The organism is Streptomyces sp. Ag109_O5-1, assembly GCF_003814875.1.
Lineage (GTDB): Bacteria > Actinomycetota > Actinomycetes > Streptomycetales > Streptomycetaceae > Streptomyces > Streptomyces sasae.
In genome coordinates this window covers 686,889-708,489 of sequence record NZ_RKQF01000001.1, presented here as the reverse complement: position 1 = coordinate 708,489, position 21,601 = coordinate 686,889, and the positions used below count along the sequence as shown (strand labels likewise).

The 21,601-nt window shown below is 72.1% G+C and carries 23 protein-coding genes and 3 pseudogenes; 18 read left to right on the top strand and 8 right to left on the bottom strand.

Annotated elements, in window-relative coordinates; all coding sequences use genetic code 11:
- Window positions 1-38: 38 nt before the first annotated feature.
- The 3 genes and pseudogenes from EDD90_RS03180 to EDD90_RS03170 all read left to right on the top strand — a co-directional run.
- Window positions 39-554: a DUF6114 domain-containing protein gene (locus EDD90_RS03180; protein ID WP_123971628.1), complete on the top strand. Its 516-nt coding sequence runs from the start codon at window positions 39-41 to the stop codon at window positions 552-554.
- A gap of 535 nt (window positions 555-1,089) precedes the next feature.
- The gene (locus EDD90_RS03175) at window positions 1,090-1,638 is read left to right on the top strand and encodes a hypothetical protein (protein ID WP_123971627.1); all 549 of its coding nucleotides are present in this window, start codon (window positions 1,090-1,092) and stop codon (window positions 1,636-1,638) included.
- A gap of 73 nt (window positions 1,639-1,711) precedes the next feature.
- Window positions 1,712-2,641 (top strand): annotated as a pseudogene (locus tag EDD90_RS03170) (Rieske 2Fe-2S domain-containing protein); the annotation flags it as partial.
- Window positions 2,642-2,806: 165 nt separating this feature from the next.
- Here the strand turns inward: EDD90_RS03170 and EDD90_RS03165 are convergent.
- On the bottom strand, window positions 2,807-3,415 hold the full coding sequence (locus EDD90_RS03165) for a flavin reductase family protein (protein ID WP_123971626.1): 609 nt from the start codon (window positions 3,413-3,415) through the stop codon (window positions 2,807-2,809).
- 63 nt (window positions 3,416-3,478) lie between these two features.
- Entirely contained in the window at window positions 3,479-4,129 is a 651-nt protein-coding gene (locus EDD90_RS03160; RefSeq protein WP_123971625.1) for a TetR/AcrR family transcriptional regulator, read from the bottom strand.
- A 157-nt stretch (window positions 4,130-4,286) separates the two neighbouring features.
- Here EDD90_RS03160 and EDD90_RS03155 point away from each other — a divergent pair, with 157 nt between their 5' ends.
- Window positions 4,287-4,685, top strand: a complete 399-nt coding sequence (locus EDD90_RS03155) for a carboxypeptidase-like regulatory domain-containing protein (protein ID WP_260327581.1) — start codon at window positions 4,287-4,289, stop codon at window positions 4,683-4,685.
- Between the two features lie 35 nt (window positions 4,686-4,720).
- On the opposite strand, the gene EDD90_RS03150 is transcribed toward EDD90_RS03155, so the two are convergent.
- Window positions 4,721-5,296: a TetR/AcrR family transcriptional regulator gene (locus tag EDD90_RS03150; RefSeq protein WP_123971623.1), complete on the bottom strand. Its 576-nt coding sequence runs from the start codon at window positions 5,294-5,296 to the stop codon at window positions 4,721-4,723.
- A gap of 381 nt (window positions 5,297-5,677) precedes the next feature.
- On the opposite strand from EDD90_RS03150, the gene EDD90_RS03145 reads away from it, so the two are divergent.
- Together EDD90_RS03145 and EDD90_RS03140 are read left to right on the top strand one after the other, a co-directional pair.
- A complete protein-coding gene (locus EDD90_RS03145; RefSeq protein ID WP_123971622.1) occupies window positions 5,678-5,968 on the top strand; it encodes a WhiB family transcriptional regulator in 291 nt (96 codons plus the stop codon).
- Between the two features lie 185 nt (window positions 5,969-6,153).
- Window positions 6,154-6,609, top strand: a complete 456-nt coding sequence (locus EDD90_RS03140; protein WP_123971621.1) for an RpiB/LacA/LacB family sugar-phosphate isomerase — start codon at window positions 6,154-6,156, stop codon at window positions 6,607-6,609.
- A 3-nt stretch (window positions 6,610-6,612) separates the two neighbouring features.
- Here the strand turns inward: EDD90_RS03140 and EDD90_RS03135 are convergent, their stop codons facing one another.
- Window positions 6,613-6,978: a DUF6479 family protein gene (locus EDD90_RS03135; protein WP_260327580.1), complete on the bottom strand. Its 366-nt coding sequence runs from the start codon at window positions 6,976-6,978 to the stop codon at window positions 6,613-6,615.
- Between the two features lie 159 nt (window positions 6,979-7,137).
- On the opposite strand from EDD90_RS03135, the gene EDD90_RS03130 reads away from it, so the two are divergent.
- Complete coding sequence (locus EDD90_RS03130) at window positions 7,138-7,512, top strand: ferredoxin (RefSeq protein ID WP_260327579.1); 375 nt, start codon at window positions 7,138-7,140, stop codon at window positions 7,510-7,512.
- A 60-nt stretch (window positions 7,513-7,572) separates the two neighbouring features.
- Here the strand turns inward: EDD90_RS03130 and EDD90_RS03125 are convergent, their stop codons facing one another.
- Window positions 7,573-8,892 carry a PP2C family protein-serine/threonine phosphatase gene (locus tag EDD90_RS03125; RefSeq protein ID WP_260327578.1) on the bottom strand — a complete coding sequence of 440 codons (1,320 nt, stop codon included), beginning with the start codon at window positions 8,890-8,892 and terminating at the stop codon, window positions 7,573-7,575.
- A gap of 186 nt (window positions 8,893-9,078) precedes the next feature.
- Between EDD90_RS03125 and EDD90_RS03120 the strand changes: the two genes are divergently transcribed.
- Entirely contained in the window at window positions 9,079-9,894 is an 816-nt protein-coding gene (locus EDD90_RS03120) for an SAM-dependent methyltransferase (protein ID WP_394365478.1), read from the top strand.
- Between the two features lie 120 nt (window positions 9,895-10,014).
- Here EDD90_RS03120 and EDD90_RS58830 read toward each other — a convergent pair.
- Both EDD90_RS58830 and EDD90_RS58825 read right to left on the bottom strand, forming a co-directional pair.
- A pseudogene (locus tag EDD90_RS58830) lies at window positions 10,015-10,230 on the bottom strand (oxidoreductase); the annotation flags it as partial.
- A gap of 14 nt (window positions 10,231-10,244) precedes the next feature.
- Window positions 10,245-10,457, bottom strand: a pseudogene (locus tag EDD90_RS58825) (acyl-CoA dehydrogenase family protein); the annotation flags it as partial.
- A 73-nt stretch (window positions 10,458-10,530) separates the two neighbouring features.
- On the opposite strand from EDD90_RS58825, the gene EDD90_RS03110 reads away from it, so the two are divergent.
- On the top strand, window positions 10,531-10,746 hold the full coding sequence (locus tag EDD90_RS03110; RefSeq protein ID WP_123971619.1) for a helix-turn-helix domain-containing protein: 216 nt from the start codon (window positions 10,531-10,533) through the stop codon (window positions 10,744-10,746).
- Between the two features lie 250 nt (window positions 10,747-10,996).
- A complete protein-coding gene (locus tag EDD90_RS03105; RefSeq protein WP_123971618.1) occupies window positions 10,997-12,202 on the top strand; it encodes a cytochrome P450 in 1,206 nt (401 codons plus the stop codon).
- A gap of 15 nt (window positions 12,203-12,217) precedes the next feature.
- Here EDD90_RS03105 and EDD90_RS03100 read toward each other — a convergent pair whose 3' ends face one another.
- On the bottom strand, window positions 12,218-13,600 hold the full coding sequence (locus EDD90_RS03100) for a glutamate decarboxylase (RefSeq protein WP_123971617.1): 1,383 nt from the start codon (window positions 13,598-13,600) through the stop codon (window positions 12,218-12,220).
- A 337-nt stretch (window positions 13,601-13,937) separates the two neighbouring features.
- Here EDD90_RS03100 and EDD90_RS03095 point away from each other — a divergent pair, with 337 nt between their 5' ends.
- The 8 genes from EDD90_RS03095 (at window position 13,938) to EDD90_RS03060 (ending at window position 21,582) form a co-directional block, all read left to right on the top strand.
- The gene (locus EDD90_RS03095) at window positions 13,938-14,459 is read left to right on the top strand and encodes a cupin domain-containing protein (protein ID WP_123971616.1); all 522 of its coding nucleotides are present in this window, start codon (window positions 13,938-13,940) and stop codon (window positions 14,457-14,459) included.
- Window positions 14,456-14,980 (top strand): hypothetical protein, encoded by a 525-nt coding sequence (locus tag EDD90_RS56275; protein WP_221305060.1) that lies wholly within the window; start codon window positions 14,456-14,458, stop codon window positions 14,978-14,980. The genes EDD90_RS03095 and EDD90_RS56275 overlap by 4 nt, the downstream gene beginning before the upstream one ends.
- Complete coding sequence (locus EDD90_RS03085) at window positions 14,977-15,156, top strand: hypothetical protein (RefSeq protein ID WP_123971615.1); 180 nt, start codon at window positions 14,977-14,979, stop codon at window positions 15,154-15,156. Before EDD90_RS56275 ends, EDD90_RS03085 begins: the two co-directional genes overlap by 4 nt.
- A 143-nt stretch (window positions 15,157-15,299) precedes the next feature.
- Window positions 15,300-16,478 (top strand): acyl-CoA dehydrogenase family protein, encoded by a 1,179-nt coding sequence (locus EDD90_RS03080; RefSeq protein WP_123971614.1) that lies wholly within the window; start codon window positions 15,300-15,302, stop codon window positions 16,476-16,478.
- Between the two features lie 9 nt (window positions 16,479-16,487).
- The gene (locus EDD90_RS03075) at window positions 16,488-17,333 is read left to right on the top strand and encodes an oxygenase MpaB family protein (RefSeq protein WP_123971613.1); all 846 of its coding nucleotides are present in this window, start codon (window positions 16,488-16,490) and stop codon (window positions 17,331-17,333) included.
- 107 nt (window positions 17,334-17,440) lie between these two features.
- The gene (locus EDD90_RS03070) at window positions 17,441-19,672 is read left to right on the top strand and encodes a tetratricopeptide repeat protein (protein WP_123971612.1); all 2,232 of its coding nucleotides are present in this window, start codon (window positions 17,441-17,443) and stop codon (window positions 19,670-19,672) included.
- 147 nt (window positions 19,673-19,819) lie between these two features.
- A complete protein-coding gene (locus EDD90_RS03065; protein WP_123971611.1) occupies window positions 19,820-21,385 on the top strand; it encodes an NAD(P)/FAD-dependent oxidoreductase in 1,566 nt (521 codons plus the stop codon).
- Window positions 21,382-21,582 (top strand): hypothetical protein, encoded by a 201-nt coding sequence (locus tag EDD90_RS03060; protein ID WP_123971610.1) that lies wholly within the window; start codon window positions 21,382-21,384, stop codon window positions 21,580-21,582. Before EDD90_RS03065 ends, EDD90_RS03060 begins: the two co-directional genes overlap by 4 nt.
- Window positions 21,583-21,601 lie beyond the last annotated feature (19 nt).

Below are 21,601 nucleotides of genomic sequence, written 5' to 3'. Positions count from 1 at the left end.
CTGTTCCGGCACACCAGAAGACTAGTGAGCCCTCCTGCATGAGAAACCCGACCGTGCCGGCCCAGTGGCATGACGCCCTCTCCCGTACGGGACGGAGATTCCGCATCTGGCGCGACACACGCCCCTTCTGGGCGGGCCTGAGCACTCTGTCAGCGGGGCTGCCGATCATGTACTTCCCCTACGCCCACCTGACGTGGGGCAGTGTCACTTTGGCGCTGTCCACCACCGCCGGGGCCGCGTCACTGGTCATCGGCATCCTCCTCGTCGTTCTCGGCCTCCTTCTGTGGTTTCAGCACAACGCGCGCATCTTCGCGGGAATCGCCGCGATCCTGCTGTCCTTGATCGCCTTGCCGCTCGCCAACTTCGGTGGCCTTTTCCTCGGTACGCTGCCCGGCCTGATCGGCGGCTCCCTCGCCTGCGCCTGGGCGGCGGACGGCAGCGCCTCCTCGCACGGGAATCCTGTGGCGACCGGCCATGAGGCCGCCACGGCCGGGCACGACGGCCCGACTCTCTTCCCGGCAGCACCCGAGGACGGCGGACAGCATGCCCGGTGACCGCTCCGGCGTCCCGCCCCGCGACGCCATGCCGGCCGCGATGAGCACGCTCATGGCACCCACCTTGAGAACACGCGCCGCATTTCCCGGGGTTCCCCGCCCGGTCGGGCACCTGTTGCTGCTGGGCTCGCTGCCTGTCGCGCTCCTGGCGATCGCGGCCGTGCCGCCGACAACGGGGCCTGCGACGGCAGGCCACTCAGTACCGAGCGCACATCAGAACGTCACGTCCGCAACGGACGCCGGGCAGGTTCCCTGTCCGTCCCGGAGCCGCTCCGAGGCCGGGCCCGCGGGGCAGCCGGCAACGACACCCCTGCCCCCGGAACCGGGCACGGACCACCCCCGACAGACGAACGCACCACTCCTGCCCGGTCAACGAGGCGACACCCCGACGTCGCAGACACAGGCCCCGCCCGCCGTCGGCCCGCACCCGGCACCTCGTCGTCGCGCCGCGGACGACACGACCGCTTCCCCCGCCGACAAGCCCTCCCACTCTCCCTCCTGCTGCCGCACGGGTCCGCCGCACGAGCGGGACCGGGTGTCCACCGCCCCCGGACGGCCTGCGTCCCCCCGCCGCGGCGACCGCATCCTCCGCACCCCCGCGCCCTCGACCGGCGTTACTCCGGTTCTCGCGGCCGAGGGCACCTGGACCCTCACCTCGCGGCGGCTCGTGCTCCGTGACGCACAGTTCCAGGGAGTGGTCACCGTCAGGACCGCGGCGGGAGCGAAGCGACTGCTCAAGTTCAGGGTCCGCTCGCTGCAAGCGGCCGACCTCGACCTGACGGTCCGAAGAGGGCGCTCCACCTGGCACCTGAAGGCGGGCGCCGGCACCATCACCGGGAGCCCGACGACGCTGTACACGGAAAAACTGGTCGGCAGAGCCATCGGCCTGGGCCGCCGGACGGCCGTGCCCCGCCGACGGGTCGTCATCAGCCCGAGCTCCGTTCCGCACTGGCTCACCGCCCGGGCTCCGGCGGCCCGGAACGCCCGCCGTCGAACGGTCACCATCGAGGGGGCCGTCCTCTACCGGATCCGTCTGACCGGCGGAAGCCTGAAGATGCCGAGGCCACGCCTCACGACGACGTAGCCGCACGCCACCATCACCGACCCGGCTTCGCCGTGGGCGCCGGCCGGGGCGCCGGGGGATCTAGCATCACCCCATGCGCTTACGACGGAGTCATGACAAGGCGGCGGCGCTGCTCGCCGCCCTTCCCCGCGCCCCCCGGGCCGACACGTACCCGATGCCGGCCGTGCCCCACGGCTGGTACGCAGTGCTCCGCTCCGCCGAACTGCGCCAGGGCGAGGTCGTCAGCCTGCACTACTTCGGCCGGGCGCTGATCGCCTTCCGCGGAACCGACGGGCAGGCGGCCGTGCGGGACGCCCACTGCCCCCACTACGGCGCACACCTGGGTGCCGGCGGGAAGGTCGTCGACGGCACGGTGGAGTGCCCCTTCCACGGCTGGCGGTTCGCGGCCGACGGCCGCTGCGTCGAGGCGCCGTTCGCCGTCCGCACCCCCAAGGTCTCCCTCGGCGGCCTCCCGGTGCGCGAGCACAGCGGTCTCGTCTTCGTGTACGCCGGACCTGGCGCCCCGGCCTGGGAGGTCCCCGAGATCCCGGAGACCACCTCCCGCGAGTTCGCCTCTCCCGTCGACGACACCTGCCGGGCCCGCATCCACATCCAGGAGATGCGCGAGAACATCGTCGACGAGTCCCACTTCCACTTCATCCACGGCCAGGCCGAACCCCCCGTCCAGGACTGGCGGGTGGACGGCCCGTTCGCCGAGGTGCGCGGCCGGATCCGGCGGCGGGTCCTCGGCCGGGACATCGACAACACCTTCGACGCCTTCATGTACGGCCCCGGTGTGATGGTCGTCCGCACCCACGGCCCGGTCCTCTCCGTGACCGCCGTGGCCCTCAGCACCCCCGTCGACGACCGCACCAGCGAACTCCGCATGCTCTACTACCTGCGCAAACCGGCCCGCGCCCGGTTCCTGGCCCCGGCGCTCAAACTCGTCTTCCGCGCGGAAGCCCTCGGCGAGGTCCGTGAGGAGGTCCACATCTGGGACCACAAGATCCACCAGCCCCGCCCGGTCCTCCTCCCTCACGAACAGGGCATACGCCAACTACGCCGCTGGTACGCCCAGTTCTATCCACCACAGACACCCCCGGGCGCTCCCGCCGCCGACCACCCCGCGCGTCCGGGTTCGGCTCATGACGCGGAAGGGGCCGGTGCGGCCGGCGCAGCGCAATCCCGGTCACCCGGCGCTGGGCTCCTCGTAGGGGATGCGGTTCAAGTGCAGGACCTTCCCCAGGGCACCCCATTCGTCGCCGCCGAGTTTGGTGAGCGGACGCAGCAGTCCGCCGTCGGGGCGACCGCCGACAAGGCAGTCCTCGTCGATGGCGGCATGGAGCACCCGTCCGAAGACCAGGGTTGAGTTGCCCACGCGCAGCGTGGTGCGCGATCGGCACTCCAACGCCACATAGGCGGCGGCGACTCCGGGCGGGCGTACGCACCTGCTGGCTTCGCGCTCGATGCCCGCGATGTCGAATTCGCTGACCGAGCGGGGGAAGTCGGTGGCAGCGGCGTTGATCTGCCGCAGGAGCGGTTCGGACGAGAAGTTCACGACGAACTCCCCGGTGTCCTCGACGTTGCGCAGCGAGTCCTTCCGGCCGATCGAGGTGAACTGGACGATCGGGGGATCGGTACTGGCGATGCTGAAGAAGGAGTGCGGTGCCAGGTTCTCGGTGAGCCCGTCGGGAGTGATCGTGGACACCCAGGCGATGGGCCTCGGAATGACGACCGATGTCAGGAACCTGTAGAAGTCCGCGCTGCTCGTCGCCTCGGGAGCGTATTCCACACGCATGACTGCCTCTCAGGGACTGTCGCGGCCGATGCTCGCGCCGCCGGCGGCGCGCCCCGCGCGGTATCAGTGGACCTGTGCGGCGTCGGGCGTCCGGGTGCGGGGCTGTTCGGCCGGTTTCGGGGGAGCGGGCAGCCCTCGGCTCACCAGGTCCACGGCCTCGGTCACCAGGGTGACCACGTCCGGTCCGGAGTCCGGCTCCCAGCAGCTGATGGCCGCCTGCTGGGCCGCGAAGACCGCGGCGGCGGTCGTCCGCACATAGAGGTGGCACTCCGGCAGGCCGGTGCGTGCCGCCACCGCCCGGGTCACCGCGTCCTCCACGGCGCGGTTGGTCAGGGTGATCCGGGGAGCGAGCTCCGGACGTTCACGCAGCAGGAGCACACGCTCCAGCCAGATCCTGCCGGTGGCGAGCTCGCTGAGCCGTGCGACGAAGACCGCCCTGATCGCTTCCAGCGGTGTTTCCTGCGGAGGGCGGGCGGTGATCCGCTCCTCGATCAACGCGGGTGTCCCCTCCTCCAGCATGAAGGCGGCCTCGTCCTTGGAGGAGAAGTAATTGAAGAAGGTGCGGGGGGAGACCCCGGCATCGGCGCAGATGCTCTCCACCGTGACGGCTTCCGGGCCGTGAAGGCGGAAGAGGGCCACCGCGGAACTCTGCAGCGCCCGGTGCGTCGCCCGTTTCTTGCGCTCGCGCAGCCCGTCGGGGCGGTCGCTCTCCATGGTCTCGTCGCACCTCCGTGAGCCGGTGGCCGGATGATTACTACAGTACTGCAAAAATGCAGTCCTGCAAGAATCTATTACGATGGGCCCCCGGGCCGCATGCCGGACGAGTTCCGTTCCGGTCGCCCCTGGCGGAATGGAGCACTCGTGGCGGAACGTGCGGAACGATCCAAGGGCGGTCGAGGATCCGGCGCTGGAGACGCCCAGGCCCGCCGCGCTCCCGGTGCACGCCCACCACTTCGGCGAACCGGTGCCGGTCCTCTACGGCCGGGTCCAGGACCGCGAGGGGCGACCGGTCCGTGGTGCGGCGGTGACCGTCATCGACGGACGGGGGCGTCAACTGGTGCGCAGCGTGACCGACGGCACCGGTGAGTACGCCGTGACCGGTCTCCCCGAGGGGCACCTCAGCATCGTGGTCTCGGCGTCCGGCCTGCACCCGATGGTGCACCAGACGCTGTTGCAGACCGGGATGACGGCCAGGGCGGACTTCGCCCTGCACGGCATGCCGCAGGGGCGCCACGCGAGACCGGAGCACATGGCCAACGCGCAGTCGTGACCGCCCGTGGGACCGGACCGTCTCGGCCGCGCCGCTCAGTCCAGCACGCTCAGCGCGCCGGACACGGCGCTCTCCAGGAAGGCCCGGTCGACACGAGCCTTGCCCACGACACGCATCCCCTGGATGAAGGTGGTGAGGAACCTGGCCAACTCCGCCGGGTCCTTGCCGGCCGACAGGTCCCCACGCGCCTGCGCCCTCTCCAACGCGCCGGCGATCGTGCCCTCCACCAGCCGCAGGGTCCCGCCGACCCGGTCCACGGTCGCGGAGTCGGCGGAACGCTCCGTGGCCGCATTGACCAGGAAGCAGCCGCGTTCCGGCTCGCGCAGGTCCGCCTCCGCCATGGCGTGGAGCGCGGTGCGCAGTGCGGATCGCACATCGGTGGCCGACTCCAGCGCGGCGATCAAGGCGCCTGCGTCGCGGGAGCAGTACCTCTCCAGCGCCCGGGCGTACAGCTTCTCCTTGGAGCCGAAGGCGGCGTACAGACTGCCGCTGCCGATGCCGAGTTCGGCGGTGAGGTCCTGCAGAGAGGTCGCGGCGTACCCCCGGCGCCAGAACAGGTTCATCGCACGGTCGATGGCCTGGTCCGTGTCGAACTCCCGGGGGCGTGCCATGGGCGCCAAGCTAATGGTTATGGACTGAAGCATCAAGAACGGCGCGGCCCCCGCCCCCGGCTCGCGGTTCTTCCGAGGGCCCGGTTTCTCGCCGATGGGCGCGGTGGAGGCGTCGACCGCGGCCGTGGTCCGCGGGGTGCGGTGCTCGGCCGGGGGGAGAGAGACGCCGGGCTGCCCGGCCGGACGCGGAACCGTATGGCCCGCCTTCCAGTCATCCGACTGAAGCCCGGCGCGGCGACCGCGTCCGACGATGGACGGACGATTCCGGCCTTGAGGTGAGGCTCTGCCGGCGGCATGGATGCCCGTCGCGGCACCGGTGCCGGGGAAGCGGCGTGACCGGCCGCGGTGCTCGTCAGGGCACCGTGACGGAAGGAGTGAGCCATGGTTGCCTCGCACCGCCCGCTCGTCCCGTACTGGGACTGGCAGCGCCACGCGCTCTGCCGGGGCATGGACATCTCCCTGTTCTACTCTCCGTCGGGGGAGCGCGGTGAGCGAAGGCGTGCCCGGGAGGAGAAGGCTCGGGCGGTCTGCATGAACTGTCCGGTGCGTGAGGACTGCGCACGGACCGCCCTGCACAGGGGTGAGCAGTACGGGATGTGGGGCGGCCTCACGGAACAGGAGCGCCAGGAGGCCTGGACCCGGCGCCAGGGCCGGCCCATGCGGGCCGCCTGACGCGGACCTGTGACGCCCGGGCCTCGTGCGCGGCACGGGGCTCGGGCTGGGGCACCACGCGGTCCACGACCGGGGTCGGGCGGCCCTTCCCGATCAGGCCGGTGACGGACCGCGGGCCGGACCGGTGCGGTTCGACGACGAAGAACACGCCGCGTGCCCGAGCGTGTCGCGTAACGTGAAGCGGTATGAAGGTCGCCGTCTCCTCCGACATGGACGAACCTGTCGCGCGCCTCCTCGTCGAGGAACTGCTCCGCCGCGGCCACGAGGTGCGCACGTACGGCGCGCTGGAACCCGGGGCCGACCCGCGGTGGGCGGTCTGCTCGGAGGAAGCCGCTCAGGACGTGGCCGCCGGCACCGCCGACCAGGCGGTCGTGTGCTGCTGGACCGGCACCGGCGCCTCGATCGCCGCGAACAAGGTGCCCGGCGTGCGCGCCGCACTGTGCGCGGACGCCTACACCGCCGACGGCGCCTGCCGCTGGAACGACGCCAACGTCCTCGCCCTCAGCCTGCGCCTGACCTCGCCGCCGGTGCTCAAGGAGATCCTCGACGCCTGGTTCGCTGCCACGCCGAGCCAGGACGCCGGGGATCTCGGGAATATGGCCCACGTCGGGCGCCTCGACGCGGGCCGGGGGACTGTCTAGAGGTCAGTGGGCGCCGAGGCCGCCGCCGCCGAACGAGCCGCTGGATCCTTTGCTCCAGCGTGGCCGGTCCTTGGACGCGCTCGGCCTGGTCTGCTGGTTGCTCAGCTCGTACGGGGTGAGCGGACGACCGCCCTTGGGGATCCGGGGGATCTCCTCCGACTCCCGGTTCTCCAGGACCTCGTGCACCGCGCCTTCCGGAGGCAGGTGGGGCTGTTCCTCCGGACGCGGCCGGTCGGACTCGCGGTACTTGACCCGGTTGCCCAGCCAGAAGCCCCCGGCCAGCATCGCCAGCACGGCCACGGCCACCACGAAGAGCGCGAGACTCATCAGGCCGCTGGGAGCGGCCAGCTGCATCGATACCGTATTCATAGAAAGGGGATACCCCGCCCAGAACGGTATGAACCGGACACTCTTGGTGTGTGGTCGCTGACGGCGGGTGACCCGGAAGGGCCCACTGGGCGCCCGGAACGCCCGCAACGCGCGGCCGCAAGGGTGTTTGCCGCATCCGCTACCGGCTACCCGGGCCGGGTGGCACAGCAGATGTCCCAGCGGGAGCTGTACGGGTTTCTCGAAGACCGGTTCGAATGTGCTCGGGCCTGCGCGGAGTGCGCCCGGGTCTGTGCGCTGCGCATGAGCACCCTGGACCCGGACGCCGGGGCGGAGTGCGAACAGGTGCGGCGCACCGGCATCGTGTGCTCCGAGGTGTGCGAGGCGACCTGCAGAGCGCTGACGGAGGGCAACGAACAGGACGCGGACATTCTGCGGATACAGCTCGAATGGTGCCGGGTGATCTGCCTCCACTGTGCCCAGGCCTTCGGATCCCGCCCCGAGACCGAGAAGGGCGCGGCATCCTGCCGGGCGTGTGCCGCTGCGTGCACCGACTTCATCGCGGCACTCGCCTGAGCCCCGGGACCGGCCGGGACACGCCGGTGGCGGCCCGGCGTGAGAGACGGACGTGGGGGATCAGCCCCGGGCGGGTGTCAGTTCGGCGAGCAGCAGGGTCCGGTCGTCCGCGCCGGCCGGGTCGGAGGGGGCGTCCAGCAGGTGCCGGCAGAGCGCGGGCAGTACGTCCTCGTCCTCGGCGTCCGGGAACCCGGCGGCAGCCGCGTCCAGGGTGCCCGCGAGGCGGGCGATCTGATGGTCGATGTCCGCGTCGCGGGACTCGACCAGGCCGTCGCTGTAGAGCACCAGCAGAGCCTGCGCCGGCACGGTGAGTTCGGTCGCCTCGTAGCGGCCCGTGCCCAGCCCCAGGGGCAGGCCCGCCTCGGCCAGCTGGACCGGTGCCGCCCTGCCGTCGGGCCCGCGCAGCAGCGGGGGCGGGTGCCCCGCTCCCACCAGGGTGCAGATGCCCTGCCGGGCGTCCCACTCGGCGTAGATGCAGGTGGCGAACGAGGCTCCGGGAGTCTCGCAGGCGAGCGCGTCGAGCCGTCGTACGAGCTCGGCCGCCGGGATGTCGAAACCGGCCAGCGTCCGCACGGCGGTGCGGAGTTGGAGCATCGCGACGGCGGACTCCGGGCCGTGGCCCATGGCGTCCCCGACGATCAGGCTGACCCGGTCGCCCGGCCGCCGCAGCACGTCGTACCAGTCGCCGCCGATGACGGTGTCCGGCCCGGCCGACAGCGAACCGTGGGCGACCCGGCAGCCCTCGAACCGCTGGAGCGTGCCGGTGGGCAGGCTGTTGCGGATGGCGAGCGTGGTGCGCCGCTCGTGCTCGTACCGGCGGGCGTTGTCCAGGGCCACGGAGGCCCGCGCCGCCAGCGCCTCGACGGCCGTCACCTCGGCGGGCAGGAACGGCGCCCGGTCCGGCCCGCGGGTGCAGGCGACGAACCCGATCGTCACCTCCCGCAGCCGTAGCGGTACGACGAGGAAGGAAGCCGTGCGCAGCAGTTCGTCGATGCGTATGTCGCCGCCGCCGGAGGCGCGCAGCCGCTCGGAGGTGTGCGCGTCCATGGCGTCGAGCAACTGTGCCTGTCCGGAGGTGAGCGCGCGGGCGTACGGCGTCCCGCGCGGGAAGACGATCACCTCGCCGGCCGGCAGCACGCCCTCCCAGTCCTCGCGCGCGTCCGACCCCACGCGCAGTGCCAGCCGGTGCGCCTCGATCCGGGGCGGGTCGGGGTTGGCGGGCGCGTGCTCGCCGCGACGCCAGCGCTCCAGCAGATAGACCGATGCCGCGTCGGCGAGCGCGGGCGCCAGCGCGTGCACGAACTGGGTACCGGTCAGCCGCAGGTCGAGCGCGGAGCCGATGGCGTCGGCGGCCGGGGAGAGGAGCGTCCGGCGCGACACGGGCCGGGCGGCCGGGGGTGCCCCATATGAGGGCGGAGCACCGAGGGTGCGGCGCGGTTCGTTCCGCAGGGCGTTGCCTTTCGGGCGTGGGGGGACACTGCTGCACGACGGTTCAGCGGGACGCCGCGCGGCGGCTGACAACTATATGATGATGACGCGTCAAAATCCGTGCATCGAAAGGATGTTGTGGTGTCCGACAGCGCAGGTCCCCTCTCCTCGGCCCAGCCCGACAAGGCGAGCGTTGCCCGGATGTACGACGCCATGCTGGGCGGAGAGCACAACTTCGCCATAGACCGGGAGGCGGTGGCCGCCGTCACGGCCATCGTCCCGCAGGTGCGCACCCTGGCCCGCGCCAACCGTGACTTCCTCGGCCGGGCGGTGCGCTTCCTCGTCGAGTCCGGGGTGCGGCAGTTCATCGACCTCGGCTCGGGCATCCCCACCCAGGGCAACGTCCACGAGGTGGCGCAGGCGGTGAGTCCGGGAGCCCGGGTGGTGTACGTCGACAACGACCCCGTGGCCGTGGCGCACAGCGCGTCCCTGTTGTCCGGCAACCCGGACGCGGACATCGTCGACGCCGACATCCGACGGCCGGCCGACATCCTCGGCTCACCGCGGGTGGGCAAACTGATCGACTTCGATCAGCCCGTCGCCGTACTCATGAACGCGATCCTGCACTTCGTCACGGACGAGGAGAACCCGGCCGGTGTCGTCACCGCGTTCCGGGACGCCCTGCCCGAGGGCAGCTGGCTGGCGATGTCCCATGCGACGAACCAGGACCGCCCCGACACGGCCGCCGCGGTGGGGAAGCTGTACCGGTCCCGGGCCACCTCCCCGGTGACCGCCCGCTCCTACGACGAGATCCTCTCCTTCTTCACCGGATTCGACCTCGTGGAACCGGGCCTGGTCCACATCCCGCTGTGGCGCCCGGCCCCGGGCCAGGAACTCCCGGACGATCCGTCGGAGTTCCAGGGGTACGTGGGAGTGGGCCGCAAGAACGCGTAGCCGGCGGCCGGGAGCACGTCCCGCACAACGCGGTGCGTCCCGGCCCGTCGACCGAGCGGGCCGACGGACCGGGACGACAGGCAGGAGTGAGCGGCCTGTCGGAGGCCGCTCACCGCGGCGTCAGACGATGAACGTGGGCTGTGCTTCGACGCCCGGCAGGCTGCGGCCGTAGATCTCCCGGCCCAGGTCGCGCCAGATCCGCTGGAGCGGGCCGGCCAGAGCGAAGGCGCTCGCACCGGACACCGAGACGAGCCGGTCCACCGCCTCGCGGCTGCGGATCGCCGCGACGGCCGTGTCCATACGCACCCTGGCCCGCTCCGCCACGGTGAGCTGCCGGCCTCGGCGGCGGCATGGTCCAGGTCGTCCGCGGCCCGGTAGGCGTGCAGCTGCGCGGTGTCGACGAGGGAAGCGGCGTCGGCGACGGCGAGCTGCACGCTCGGCAAGTCGGCGAGGCGCTCGTACACGGTCAGGGACATCGGCTTGCGGGCCGCGGTGGCGAGGGCCAGGTCCAGGGCGGCCCGGGCGATGCCGAGCATCGGGGCCACGACCGTGAGGGCGAGCATCGAGGCGACCACGACCGCGTTCCGGGGCTCGCCCTCGTGGCGGCCGCCATAGGCGCCGGCCAGGACATCGCCCATGTCGAGCGTCCGGTGGGCCGGGCGAGACCGTCATGGCCCGGGTCCGCCGCGCCGACTCGAAGGCGCCCGCCGTGAACTCGACCGCCCCGGCAGTCCGTACGCCGTCGCCGGCGTCGCGGCACGCTGGCAGTTCGCCGACGTCGGCCACTTCCGCCGGGCTTGTCGCGCCGCGTACGGACACGCCCCGGGACGACGGGGAGCCGAGGAGACCTGACACGGCCGCCGGGGCGTGGTGGGTGCGGCGCGGTCGGTGTTGTCGGAGGTGGGGTGCGGTGTGATCGGTGTAGTCGGGGTGCCGGAGGCGCGGCGGGAACTGGTGCGGGAGCACATTGCCAGGGTGCACGGTGTTGTCGGGGGTGAGGTGCGCCCTGGTCGGTGCCGGCGGGGTGGCGTGCGGCCCGCTCGGTGTCGTCGAGGGCGGGGAACGGCGCGGTCGTGGTCGTCGTCTGTCTAGGGTGTGGGGCATGGACGCCAGTACAACGCCTCCCGCCCCGGACGTCGTTGACCCCGCGGAGCTGCTCGCCGACCCGTATGCCGTGTACACCCGGCTCCGGGAGGCCGGGCCCGTGCACCGCGTCGCCGGGACCGACGGGCTGCCGGCCTGGCTGGTGACCCGGTACGAGGACGTGCGCCAGGCCCTCGCCGACCCGCGGCTCTCCCTCGACAAGGTCCACGCGAAATCCGGCGGCTACCGCGGGTTCGCGCTGCCGCCCGCACTGGACGCCAACCTGCTGAACATGGACCCGCCGGACCACACCCGCGTCCGGCGCCTGGTGTCCCAGGCGTTCACCCCACGCCGTATCGCCCTGTTGCGCGAACCGGTCCGGCGGACCGCCGACACGCTGCTCGACGCCGTCGCACTCCTCGGCCGGACCGACCTGATCGCCGCCTACGCCGCGCCGCTGCCCGTCGCCGTGATCTGCGAACTGCTGGGCGTGGCAGAGGCGGACCGGCCGGACTTCCGGTCCTGGACCGACACCCTCGTCATCCCCGACCCGGCGCATCCGGAGCGGGCCAAGGAGGCCGTCGGGGCGCTGCTCGCGTTCTTCGCCCGGCTGCTCGCCGGCAAGCGCGCCGAGCCCGCCGACGACCTTCTCTCCGCCATGATCGCCGTACGGGACGAGGAAGACCGGCTCACCGAGGACGAGTTGATGTCCCTGGCCTTCCTCATCCTGTTCGCCGGGTACGAGAACACCGTCCACCTCATCGGCAACGCCACCCTGGCGCTGCTCCTGAACCCCTCCCAACTGGCCGCGCTGCGCGCCGATCCCGCCCGGATCGGAGCGGCCGTGGAGGAACTGGCCCGCTACGACGGCCCCGCCCCGCTCGCCATCCGCCGCTTCCCCACGCAGGACGTCACCATCGGCGGGGTCATCGTCCCGGCAGGAGAGACCGTGCTGCTGTCCCTGGCGGCCGCCCACCGCGACCCGCGCCGCTTCCCCGAGCCCGACCGGCTGGACATCGGCCGTGACGCCACCGGGCACCTGGCGCTGGGCCACGGCATCCACTACTGCCTCGGTGCCCCGCTCGCCCGCCTGGAGACCGAGATCGCCCTCGCCACGCTCCTGGAACGCCTGCCTGACCTGGAACTCGACGTCCCCGTCGAAGAGTTGGACTGGCGTCCGTCGATGCGCACCCGCGGGCTCCGCGCCCTTCCCGTGCGTTATTGAGGGGCCGTCCCGTCGTCAGACGGCGGCCAGCGGCTTGGCGACCGGCGCGGGCACGGGCCGGCCGGGGTGGAGTTGCCTGGTGACCTCCGTCAGGTCCGCGATGAACATGCCCGCGAGTTCGGCGGTGAATCCGGTGCGGACCACCAGACGCAGCACGGAGACGTCCTGGCAGGGCGCGGGGAAGGTGTAGGCGGGCAGATGCCAGCCCCGGGCGCGCATCGCCTGGGAGATGTCGAAGACCGTCGGGCCCTCGGTGCCGGGGGCCAGGCGGAAGGCGAAGGCGGGCAGTTCGGAGCCGTCTGTGACCAGCTCGTAGGGCGGGATCCCCTGGATGCGGGTGGCGAGGGCACGGGCCGTCGTACGGCTCTGGACGGCCAGTTTCCGCAGCCCGTCGAAGCCGTACCGCAGGAAGCTGTAGTACTGCGCGACGACGTGTGCGCCCGGACGGGAGAAGTTCAGGGTGAAGCTGGGGGAGCGGCCGCCCAGGTAGTCGACCTCGAAGACCAGGTCGTCGGGGAGGGCTTCGGCGTCACGCCACAGGGCCCAGCCCAGTCCGGGGAACACATGCCCGTACTTGTGCCCCGAGGTGTTGATGGAGGCGACGCGTTCGAGCTGGAAGTCCCACATCAGGCCCGGGTCGAGGAAGGGTGCCACCATGGCGCCGGACGCGCCGTCGACGTGCACGGGGATGTCGGTGCCGGTGGCGGCCTGGTAGCCGTCCAGGGCCATGCAGATGTCGGCGACGGGCTCGTAGGAGCCGTCGAAGGTGGAGCCGAGGACGGTCACGACACCGATGGTGTTGTCGTCGCAGTACGCGGTGAGCATGTCGGGCGTGAGGTGGTAGCGGCCTGGCTCCATCGGGACGTATCGCGGCTCCACCTCGAAGTAGTTGGCGAACTTCTTCCAGCACACCTGGACGTTCGCGCCCATCACGAGGTTCGGACGCCCGGTGTCCTTGCCCTGGGCCCGCCGGCGGTCCTGCCAGCGGCGCTTGAGCGCGAGGCCGCCCAGCATGGCCGCCTCGCTGGAGCCGGTGGTGGAGCAGCCGCGGACCCGCTCCGGACGCGGCGCGTGCCAGAGCCTGGCGAGCATCCGCACACAGCGCTCCTCCATCGCGGTGATCTGCGGGTACTCGGCGCGGTCCGCGAGGTTCTTCTCCGCGGTCTCCGCCATCAACTGCCGTGCCTCCGGCTCCATCCAGGTCGTCACGAAGGTGGCGAGGTTGAGCCGGGCGTTGCCGTCGAGCATCAGCTCGTCGCGTACCCGCCGCAGGATCAGGTCGGGCGACGACGCCGACTCCGGCAGCTCGTCGACCGGCAGCAGGAGGTCGGTGGCGGCGGGAGTGGTCAGGGTGTCGAACTCGGTCACGGGCATGACGTCGGTATTCGGGATGGGCATGCGTGCCTCGGTGCTTTCTGGTGCGTGTGGCCCCCGTGCACTTCGACGCTAGATCGCCGCGCGGTCCGACATGTCTGCCGATTACACCGATCCGGTGACCGGTTTGCGCACTGATGAACTGAATTTTCCCTCGCGTATACGGGCCCGTGCTGCGCCGTGGACTTCGGGGAGCCGGCGGCCCGGTCGTGCGTCGATGCCTGGCATCGCGGATGCGTATTTCCGCCGCACCGCAGGGTTGCCTAGCGTGACATGAGTTCCGGGTCGACTCAATGACCTGGAGGAGTCCCGGGGAAGTCCCGGAAGAATCCCGGAAGAATCCCGGAAGAGGAGCGCCTTCATGAGCCAGCCGCCGCGCCGGATCGTCACCGGTCACGACGAGACGGGCGTCTCCGTGTTCCTCTCCGACGGTCCGCCGCCCGTCGTCCGTACCGCTCCCGACGGCGCCGCCTTCTACGAGATGTGGAACACCGACTCCGTACCGGCGGCCATCGCGGCCGACGAGCCCGAGCCGACGGAGCGCGACCTGACCGTGCCGCCCGCCCCGGGCGGCACCAAGATCCGCGTCAACGAGTTCCCGCCGGGCTGTGTCTCCCCGACGCACCGGACCCAGACCGTGGACTACGGCATCGTCCTGGACGGCGAGGTCGTCCTCGTCCTGGACGACTCCGAGCGGGTGCTGCGCGCCGGGGACGTGGTGATCCAGCGCGGCACCGACCACCGCTGGGAGAACCGGACCGACACGGTGGCCCGGATGGCGTTCATCCTCGTGGACGGTGTCTTCAGCGAACCCCTGCTGAAGGTACTGGGTACCGAGGTGCTCGGCTCCCTGCTCGGCAGCCCGCTGGCCACCGAGCAGTGACACCCACGGATCCGTCCGCGGGCGGGCGGCTGGCGGGCAAGGTGGCCCTGATCTCGGGAACGGCCCGTGGCCAGGGCTGGGCGGCCGCGCTGCGCTTCGCGGCCGAGGGAGCCCCGCACGGCGTCCGCGCCAACTGCATCACCCTCGACCACGCCCGGCTCACCGGCGCGCTCGGCGGCTTCATGCTCTGGAACACCCTGCCGTTCCGCGAGGGGATCGACACGGTCAAGGTCGACGGCGGCGCGGTGACCGCCGAGTCCGGCGACCTCTTCTACGTCACCAACACCGAGTCCGACATCACCGTCAGCTACGGCGCCCGGCTCGTGCACCCGGAAGGTGCCCTGGTCGACGCGGACAAGGCGAGCGTCGTCCGCTTCGCCGGTGAACATGTCCGCCTCCACGGCGACATCAAGGCAAGCTCCGACAGCTCCGTCACCGCCACCCTCGAGGACGGCGCGGCCCTCACCGGCACGATCCCCACGCCCCGCTGGCGCTCGACCCCGGCGGCCACTGGACCGTGACCGGCGACTCGGCCCTCGCCTCGCTCACCGGCGCGGAGATCCACGGCGACCGGGTCACCGGCATCACCGGCAACGGCCACACCGTCACCTACGACGCCTCCCTGGCCGCCAACAGCGCCCTGGGCGGCCTCACCTACCGACTGGCGGGCGGCGGCGTCCTGACCCCGGCGTCCTGACTCCGGCATCCTGGGAGAGGCGCGTGAACCGGCCCGTCGCCGACGCCGGACCGGTTCACGCACCCGCACCGCCATTCCCAATTTCTGGAACACGTTCTACGGTGTGCGCCGTCAGGACCGCCCTTGGGGAGCCTGGAGGCGCCGTGCACCTCGACCACACACCCGAGCAGCAGCGGCTGCGCACCGAACTGCGTGCCTACTTCGCCGGCCTGGTGCCGGACAACGCCTACGCCCGCTATGCCGACCCGGCCGCGCAGAAACGCTTCTACCGTGAGACCGTGCGGCGCCTCGGCACGGACGGCTGGCTCGGCGTGGGCTGGCCGAAGGAGTACGGCGGGCGCGGTCTGACCGCGATGGAACAGTTCATCTTCTTCGACGAGGCCGCCCAGGCGGGCGTACCGCTTCCGCTGATGGCGCTGAACACGGTCGGCCCGACGATCATGCGGTACGGCACGGACGAGCAGAAGTCGTACTTCCTGCCCCGCATCCTCTCCGGCGAGATCGACTTCGCCATCGGCTACAGCGAGCCCGACGCCGGCACCGACCTCGCAGCCCTCAGGACCAGGGCCGTACGCGACGGCGAGGTCTACCTGGTCAACGGCCAGAAGATCTGGACGACGAACGGCGACACGGCCGACTGGGTCTGGCTGGCCACCCGCACCGACCCCGGGGCCCCGCCCCACAAGGGCATCACCATGCTCCTGGTGCCGACCTCCGACCCCGGCTACTCCTGCACGGTGATCAACACCCTCGCCTCGCACGACACCACCGCCAGCTACTACGAGAACATCCGCGTCCCCGTCTCCCGGCGGGTCGGCGAGGAGAACCAGGGCTGGCGGCTGATCACCAATCAGCTCAACCACGAACGGGTCACCCTCGCCGCACACGGCACCATGGCGATCCGCGCCCTGCACGACGTGCAGCGCTGGGCCATGGAGACCAAGCTCGCCGACGGCCGCCGGGTGGTCGACCTGCCCTGGGTGCGCCGCCGCCTCGCACAGACCCACACCCGCCTCGACGCCATGAAACTGCTGAACTGGCAGATGGTGACCGCCGTCCAGGAGGGCACCCTCACCCCGCAGGACGCCTCCGCCGTCAAGGTCTACGGCTCCGAGGCCCGCCGCGACGCCTACGCCTGGCTGATGGAGATCGCCGGCGCGGCGGGCCCGCTGAAGGAGGGTTCGGCCGGCGCGGTCCTCCACGGCGACCTGGAACGCGGCTACCGCTCGGCGGTCATCTTCACCTTCGGCGGCGGCAACAACGAGATCCAGCGGGAGATCATCTCCTGGATCGGACTGGGGATGCCGCGGGTACGGCGTTAGTCTGCGGTCATGGGCGGCGACCCCGGGCTGTTCACCCCGGCTTCCGTGACCTGGCAGATGCATGGTGACCCCATGATGTGGGTCGCCGGTGTCCGAGCGCTGTATCTCCAGGCCCTGCACCCCCGCGCGGTGCGCGGGGTGATGGAGAACTCGGACTTCCGGCGGGACGCCTGGGGCCGGCTGATGCGGACCGCGAACTTCGTCGGTACGACGACCTACGGCACCGCCGAGGCCGCCGAGCGGGCCGGAGCCCGCATCCGGAAGATCCACTGCATGCTGGGCGCGACCGACCCGGACTCCGGCGAGCGGTACGGAGTGGACGAACCCGAGCTGCTGCTGTGGGTGCACTGCGCCGAGATCGACTCCTATCTGCAGGTCGTCCGCCGCTCCGGCTTCCCGCTCACCGACGCCCAGGCCGACCGCTACATCGCCGAACACCGCGTCAGCGCCCGCCTGGTGGGCCTCGACCCGGCCGCCGTACCGGGCGGCCAGGAGGAGATGGCCGTCTACTTCGAGGAGGTACGGCCCCGACTCGCCGCCGGAGCCGACGCGCGCGCGGTGGACGACTTCCTGCTCCGCCCGCCGACGCACCCGCTCCTGATACCGGCGCGCGAGGTGCTGTGGCGGCGCGTGGCCCGGCTGGCGTACGCCTCACTGCCGCCGTACGCCCACGAGCTGTACGGCAGATCCGCCCCCGAACCCGCCGTCGTCACCCGCCGACTGCGGGCCACCGGCACCCTGCTGCGCTGTGTTCCCGCACGTCTGCGCTGGCAACTCCCGCCCAAACACATCCTGTGCGCCATGGCGAGGCTCGGCCCCGACGCGCGCCCGGCGCCGTACAAAGTCGGGCTATAGGGCGCCATAATGGACGAGCCGGGGGTGTGCGGCACGGCGCGGCCACACTGTGGCGGTGACCCCCGGGGGAGCGCGGGGCTGGAGGCGACGGGGGGCGGCGGCGCGCGATGGCTGACAACAGGCTGGTCCAGGGGCGGTACCGGCTGCTCGATCTGATCGGGCGGGGCGGGATGGGCGAGGTGTGGCGGGCCCGCGACGAGTCCCTCGGCCGGCAGGTCGCCGTGAAGTGCCTCAAGCCGCTCGGCCCGCACCACGACCAGACCTTCACCCGTGTGCTGCGGGAGCGGTTCCGCCGCGAGGCGAGAGTGGCCGCCTCCCTGTCCCATCGCGGGGTCACCGTCGTCCATGACTTCGGCGAGCACGACGGCATCCTCTTCCTGGTGATGGAACTGCTCAGCGGCCGCAACCTCAGCCAGCTCCTGGAGGAGAACAAGCACCATCCGCTGCCCGTCGGCGACGTCGTCGACATCGCCGAGCAGGTCGCCGCCGCCCTCGCCTACACCCACCGGCAGGGTGTCGTGCACCGGGACCTGAAACCGGCCAACATCATGCGGCTCACCGACGGCACGGTGAAGCTCTGCGACTTCGGCATCGCCCGCCTCGGCCACGACATCGGCTTCACCTCCCGGCTGACCGGCACCGGCATCGCCATGGGCACCCCGCACTACATGTCCCCCGAACAGATCGGCGGCACCGAGGTCGACCAGCGCAGCGACCTGTACTCGCTGGGCTGTGTGCTGTACGAGATCGCCACCGGGTCACCGCCGTTCGACCTCGGTGACGCCTGGGCGATCCTCGTCGGCCACCGCGACACCCCACCCGCCCCACCCCGCGACCACCGCCCCGAACTGCCCGGCTGGTTCGAGAAGGTCGTGCTCGACCTGCTGGCGAAACGGCCGGACCAACGCCCGTACGACGCGAGTGAGTTGGGGCGCCGGATCACCCTCGGGCGTACCACGCCCACCTACGTCCCCACCGTCGTCACCGCGCAGCCCCGGCTCCGGCCCGCGGAACCGGCGTCCCGCGAGGCCCGGCTGCCCTCCTGGACCCGGGGCATGTCCACCGGCCACAAGGCGACGGGCGCCGTCCTGCGCGCCACCCCGCCCGACCCGGGTGCCGGGCTCACCGGAGAGTGGATCACCCGCCCGGCCGCCGCCGCCGAACCCCTGCCCGAGCGCACCGCTCCCTCCCCGGAGACCGTCACCGCCCTCGCCGGCCGCCACAACGCCGGGCTCAGCCTCGGCCGCCTCGGACGCTGGGCCGAGGCCGGAGAGGTGCACCGCGGTGTCGCCGCCGAACGCGCCCGGCTCCTCGGCCCGGACCACCCCGACACCCTGGCCAGCCGCTACGAGATCGCCTTCACCTTGAGCCGCACCGGCCGCGCCGCCGACGCCCTGCGCGAGTACACCGAGGTCGCCCGCGCCAGAGCGCGCGTGCTCGGCGCCGACCACCCGGAAACCCTCGCCGCCCGCCAGGAAATGGCCTATGTCCTGGGTCAGTTGGGCCGCCACTTCGATGCTCACCAGGTGTACGCGGCCGTACTCGCCGTCCGGCAGCGGCTGATGGGCCCGGACCATCCGGACACCCTGCGCTGCCGTCACAACCTCGCCTTCAACCTCAGCAGGCTCGGCCGCCTGGAGGACTCGTACCGGATGGCCCACGACGTGGCCGTCGCCCGCGCCCGGGTCCTCGGCCCACAGCACCCCGACACCCTGGTCACCCGCTACGAAGTCGCCTACGCGCTCGGTCAGCTGGGACGCTGGGAGGAGGCCCTGGGCACCTACCGGGAGGTCGCCGAGGCCCGCGCCCGCGCCCTCGGCCCCGACCATCCGGACACCCTCGCCGCCCGCTACGAGGTCGGCATCAGCCTCGGCCGCCTCGGCCGCAGCACGGAGGCACTCGCCCTCTACCGCACTCTGATCGACGACCGTACCCGCGTCCAGGGCCCCGCCCACCCCGAGACCCTGCGCGCCCGCCACGGCCTCGGCGTCAACCTCGGCCGGCTCGGCCGCTGGGAGGAGGCCCTCGCGGAGTCCCGGGACGTGTGCGCCATCCGTGCACGGGTCCTGGGCGCCGACCACCCCGACACACTGGTCAGCCGACGCGAGGTCGCGGTGAGCCTGGGCTGGCTGGGCCGCTGGCCGGACGCACTGACCGAGTACCGCCGGGTGGCGACGGCCCGCGAGAGGGTCCTGGGCGCGGACCATCCGGACACCCTCGCCAGCCGCAACGACGAGGCACACTGCCTGGAGCAGTTGGGGCGGGGTGCGGAGGCGGTGGAGCTGTATCGACGTGTGGCTGTACTGCGACAGCAGCGGGCTTCTGGCGGACGTCAGTGAAGCGAGCGCCCCGTAAGGGGGCGCGGGGCTGTGGCATGTGCGGCTCCGCCGCGTGGGCGCGATCAACCACATACGGCCCGCGCTTTCCGAACGGCGCTCTCCGGCACGCCTCTTACCCACCTAGATCATCATGTGTTACGAAGAACCATGCCCCCTGCCACCGAAGCCCCCCGCACCTACGACGCCGTCATCGTCGGCGGCGGCCACAACGGCCTCGTCGCGGCCGCCTATCTGGCCAGGGCAGGCCGCTCCGTACTCGTGTTGGAGCGGCTCGGCCGGACCGGCGGCGCCGCCGTCTCGACCCGCCCTTTCGCCGGTGTCGACGCGCGGCTGTCGCGCTACTCCTACCTGGTCAGCCTGTTGCCACGGAAGATCGTCCGCGACCTCGGGCTGGACTTCCGCGTCCGCGGCCGCACCATCTCGTCGTACACCCCGGTGGAGCGCGACGGCCGGCCGACCGGACTGCTGGTCGGCGGCGGCGAGCGGCGCATCCGCGAGGCCTTCGAACGGCTGACCGGGGGCAAGGCGGAGTACCAGGCGTGGCGGCGGTTCTACGCCATGACCGGCAAGGTCGCCGAGCGAGTCTTCCCGACCCTCACCGAGCCGCTGCCCTCGCGCGAGGAACTGCGCCGCCGTATCGACGACGAGGAGGCGTGGCGGGCGCTGTTCGAGGAGCCGATCGGGGTCGCGATCGAGAAGAACTTCACGGACGACCTGGTGCGCGGGGTCGTCCTCACGGACGCCCTGATCGGCACCTTCGCCACCGCCCACGACGCCTCGCTGCGCCAGAACCGCTGCTTCCTCTACCACGTCATCGGCGGCGGCACCGGCGCCTGGGACGTACCGGTCGGCGGCATGGGCGCCCTCACCGACGCGCTGGCCGCGGCCGCGCGCTCGGCGGGCGCGGAGATCGCCACCGGGCACGAGGCGGTACGGATCGAGACGGACGGCCGCAGCGCCGAGGTCACCTACCGCACGGCCGACGGAGAGGGCGTCGCCGTCGCCCGGCACGTCCTGGTCAACGCCTCCCCGCAGGAACTCGCCGTGCTCACCGGCGATCCGGCTCCGGAGCCCGCCGAGGGCGCCCAGCTCAAGGTGAACATGCTGCTGAAGCGGCTGCCCAGGCTGCGCGACACCGCCGTCGACCCGCGCGAGGCGTTCTCCGGCACCTTCCACATCGCCGAGGGCTACGGCCAACTGGCCACCGCCCACGCCGAGGCCTCGGCCGGCCGGCTCCCCACCGCCCCGCCCGCGGAGATCTACTGCCACTCCCTGACCGACCCCACGATCCTCGGCCGTGACCTGGTCGCCCGCGGCTACCAGACCCTCACCCTCTTCGGCCTGCACACCCCCGCGCGGCTCTTCGCCGCCGACAACGACGCCGTACGCACGGAGCTCCTCAAGTCCACCCTCGCCCAACTCGACGCCCACCTCGCCGAGCCGCTGGCCGACTGCCTCGCCCTCGACGCCGACGGCCGCCCCTGCATCGAGGCGAAGACCCCCCTGGACCTCGAACACGACCTCCGTCTCCCCGGCGGCAACATCTTCCACCGCGACCTCTCCTGGCCCTACGCCCAGGAGGCCACCGGCCGCTGGGGCGTCGAAACCCCCCACGCCAACGTCCTGCTGTGCGGGGCGGGCGCGGTGCGCGGGGGAGGGGTGAGCGGGGTACCGGGGCACAACGCCGCGATGGCGGTGCTGGAGCGGGAGTGACGGGCAACTCGGCTTCCCCGCCCGGGAGTCCGGGGGACCGGGCCGCCTCGGTCCAGGACTTCTACGACCGGCTCGCGCCCGACTGCCACCTGATCTGCCCCGACTGGGACGCCGGCATGGCTCGCCAGGCCACCGCGCTCTCCGCCCTGCCGGGGCCGGGGCCGGGGGTCAGGCGGGTCGCCGGGCCAGAAATCTGACGGAGCATCAGAAAAGCTC

Excerpts from the sequence above, each read along its gene's own strand:
- EDD90_RS03135 (WP_260327580.1), bottom strand. The coding sequence starts at position 6,978 with ATGAATACGGTATCGATGCAGCTGGCCGCTCCCAGCGGCCTGATGAGT.
- EDD90_RS03145 (WP_123971622.1), top strand. The coding sequence starts at position 5,678 with ATGGTTGCCTCGCACCGCCCGCTCGTCCCGTACTGGGACTGGCAGCGC.
- EDD90_RS03065 (WP_123971611.1), top strand. The coding sequence starts at position 19,820 with ATGCCCCCTGCCACCGAAGCCCCCCGCACCTACGACGCCGTCATCGTC.
- EDD90_RS03165 (WP_123971626.1), bottom strand. The coding sequence starts at position 3,415 with ATGCGTGTGGAATACGCTCCCGAGGCGACGAGCAGCGCGGACTTCTAC.
- EDD90_RS03110 (WP_123971619.1), top strand. The coding sequence starts at position 10,531 with ATGTCGAGCGTCCGGTGGGCCGGGCGAGACCGTCATGGCCCGGGTCCG.
- EDD90_RS03075 (WP_123971613.1), top strand. The coding sequence starts at position 16,488 with ATGGGCGGCGACCCCGGGCTGTTCACCCCGGCTTCCGTGACCTGGCAG.
- EDD90_RS03160 (WP_123971625.1), bottom strand. The coding sequence starts at position 4,129 with ATGGAGAGCGACCGCCCCGACGGGCTGCGCGAGCGCAAGAAACGGGCG.
- EDD90_RS03070 (WP_123971612.1), top strand. The coding sequence starts at position 17,441 with ATGGCTGACAACAGGCTGGTCCAGGGGCGGTACCGGCTGCTCGATCTG.
- EDD90_RS03150 (WP_123971623.1), bottom strand. The coding sequence starts at position 5,296 with ATGGCACGCCCCCGGGAGTTCGACACGGACCAGGCCATCGACCGTGCG.
- EDD90_RS03140 (WP_123971621.1), top strand. The coding sequence starts at position 6,154 with ATGAAGGTCGCCGTCTCCTCCGACATGGACGAACCTGTCGCGCGCCTC.
- EDD90_RS03105 (WP_123971618.1), top strand. The coding sequence starts at position 10,997 with ATGGACGCCAGTACAACGCCTCCCGCCCCGGACGTCGTTGACCCCGCG.
- EDD90_RS03095 (WP_123971616.1), top strand. The coding sequence starts at position 13,938 with ATGAGCCAGCCGCCGCGCCGGATCGTCACCGGTCACGACGAGACGGGC.
- EDD90_RS03100 (WP_123971617.1), bottom strand. The coding sequence starts at position 13,600 with ATGCCCATCCCGAATACCGACGTCATGCCCGTGACCGAGTTCGACACC.
- EDD90_RS03180 (WP_123971628.1), top strand. The coding sequence starts at position 39 with ATGAGAAACCCGACCGTGCCGGCCCAGTGGCATGACGCCCTCTCCCGT.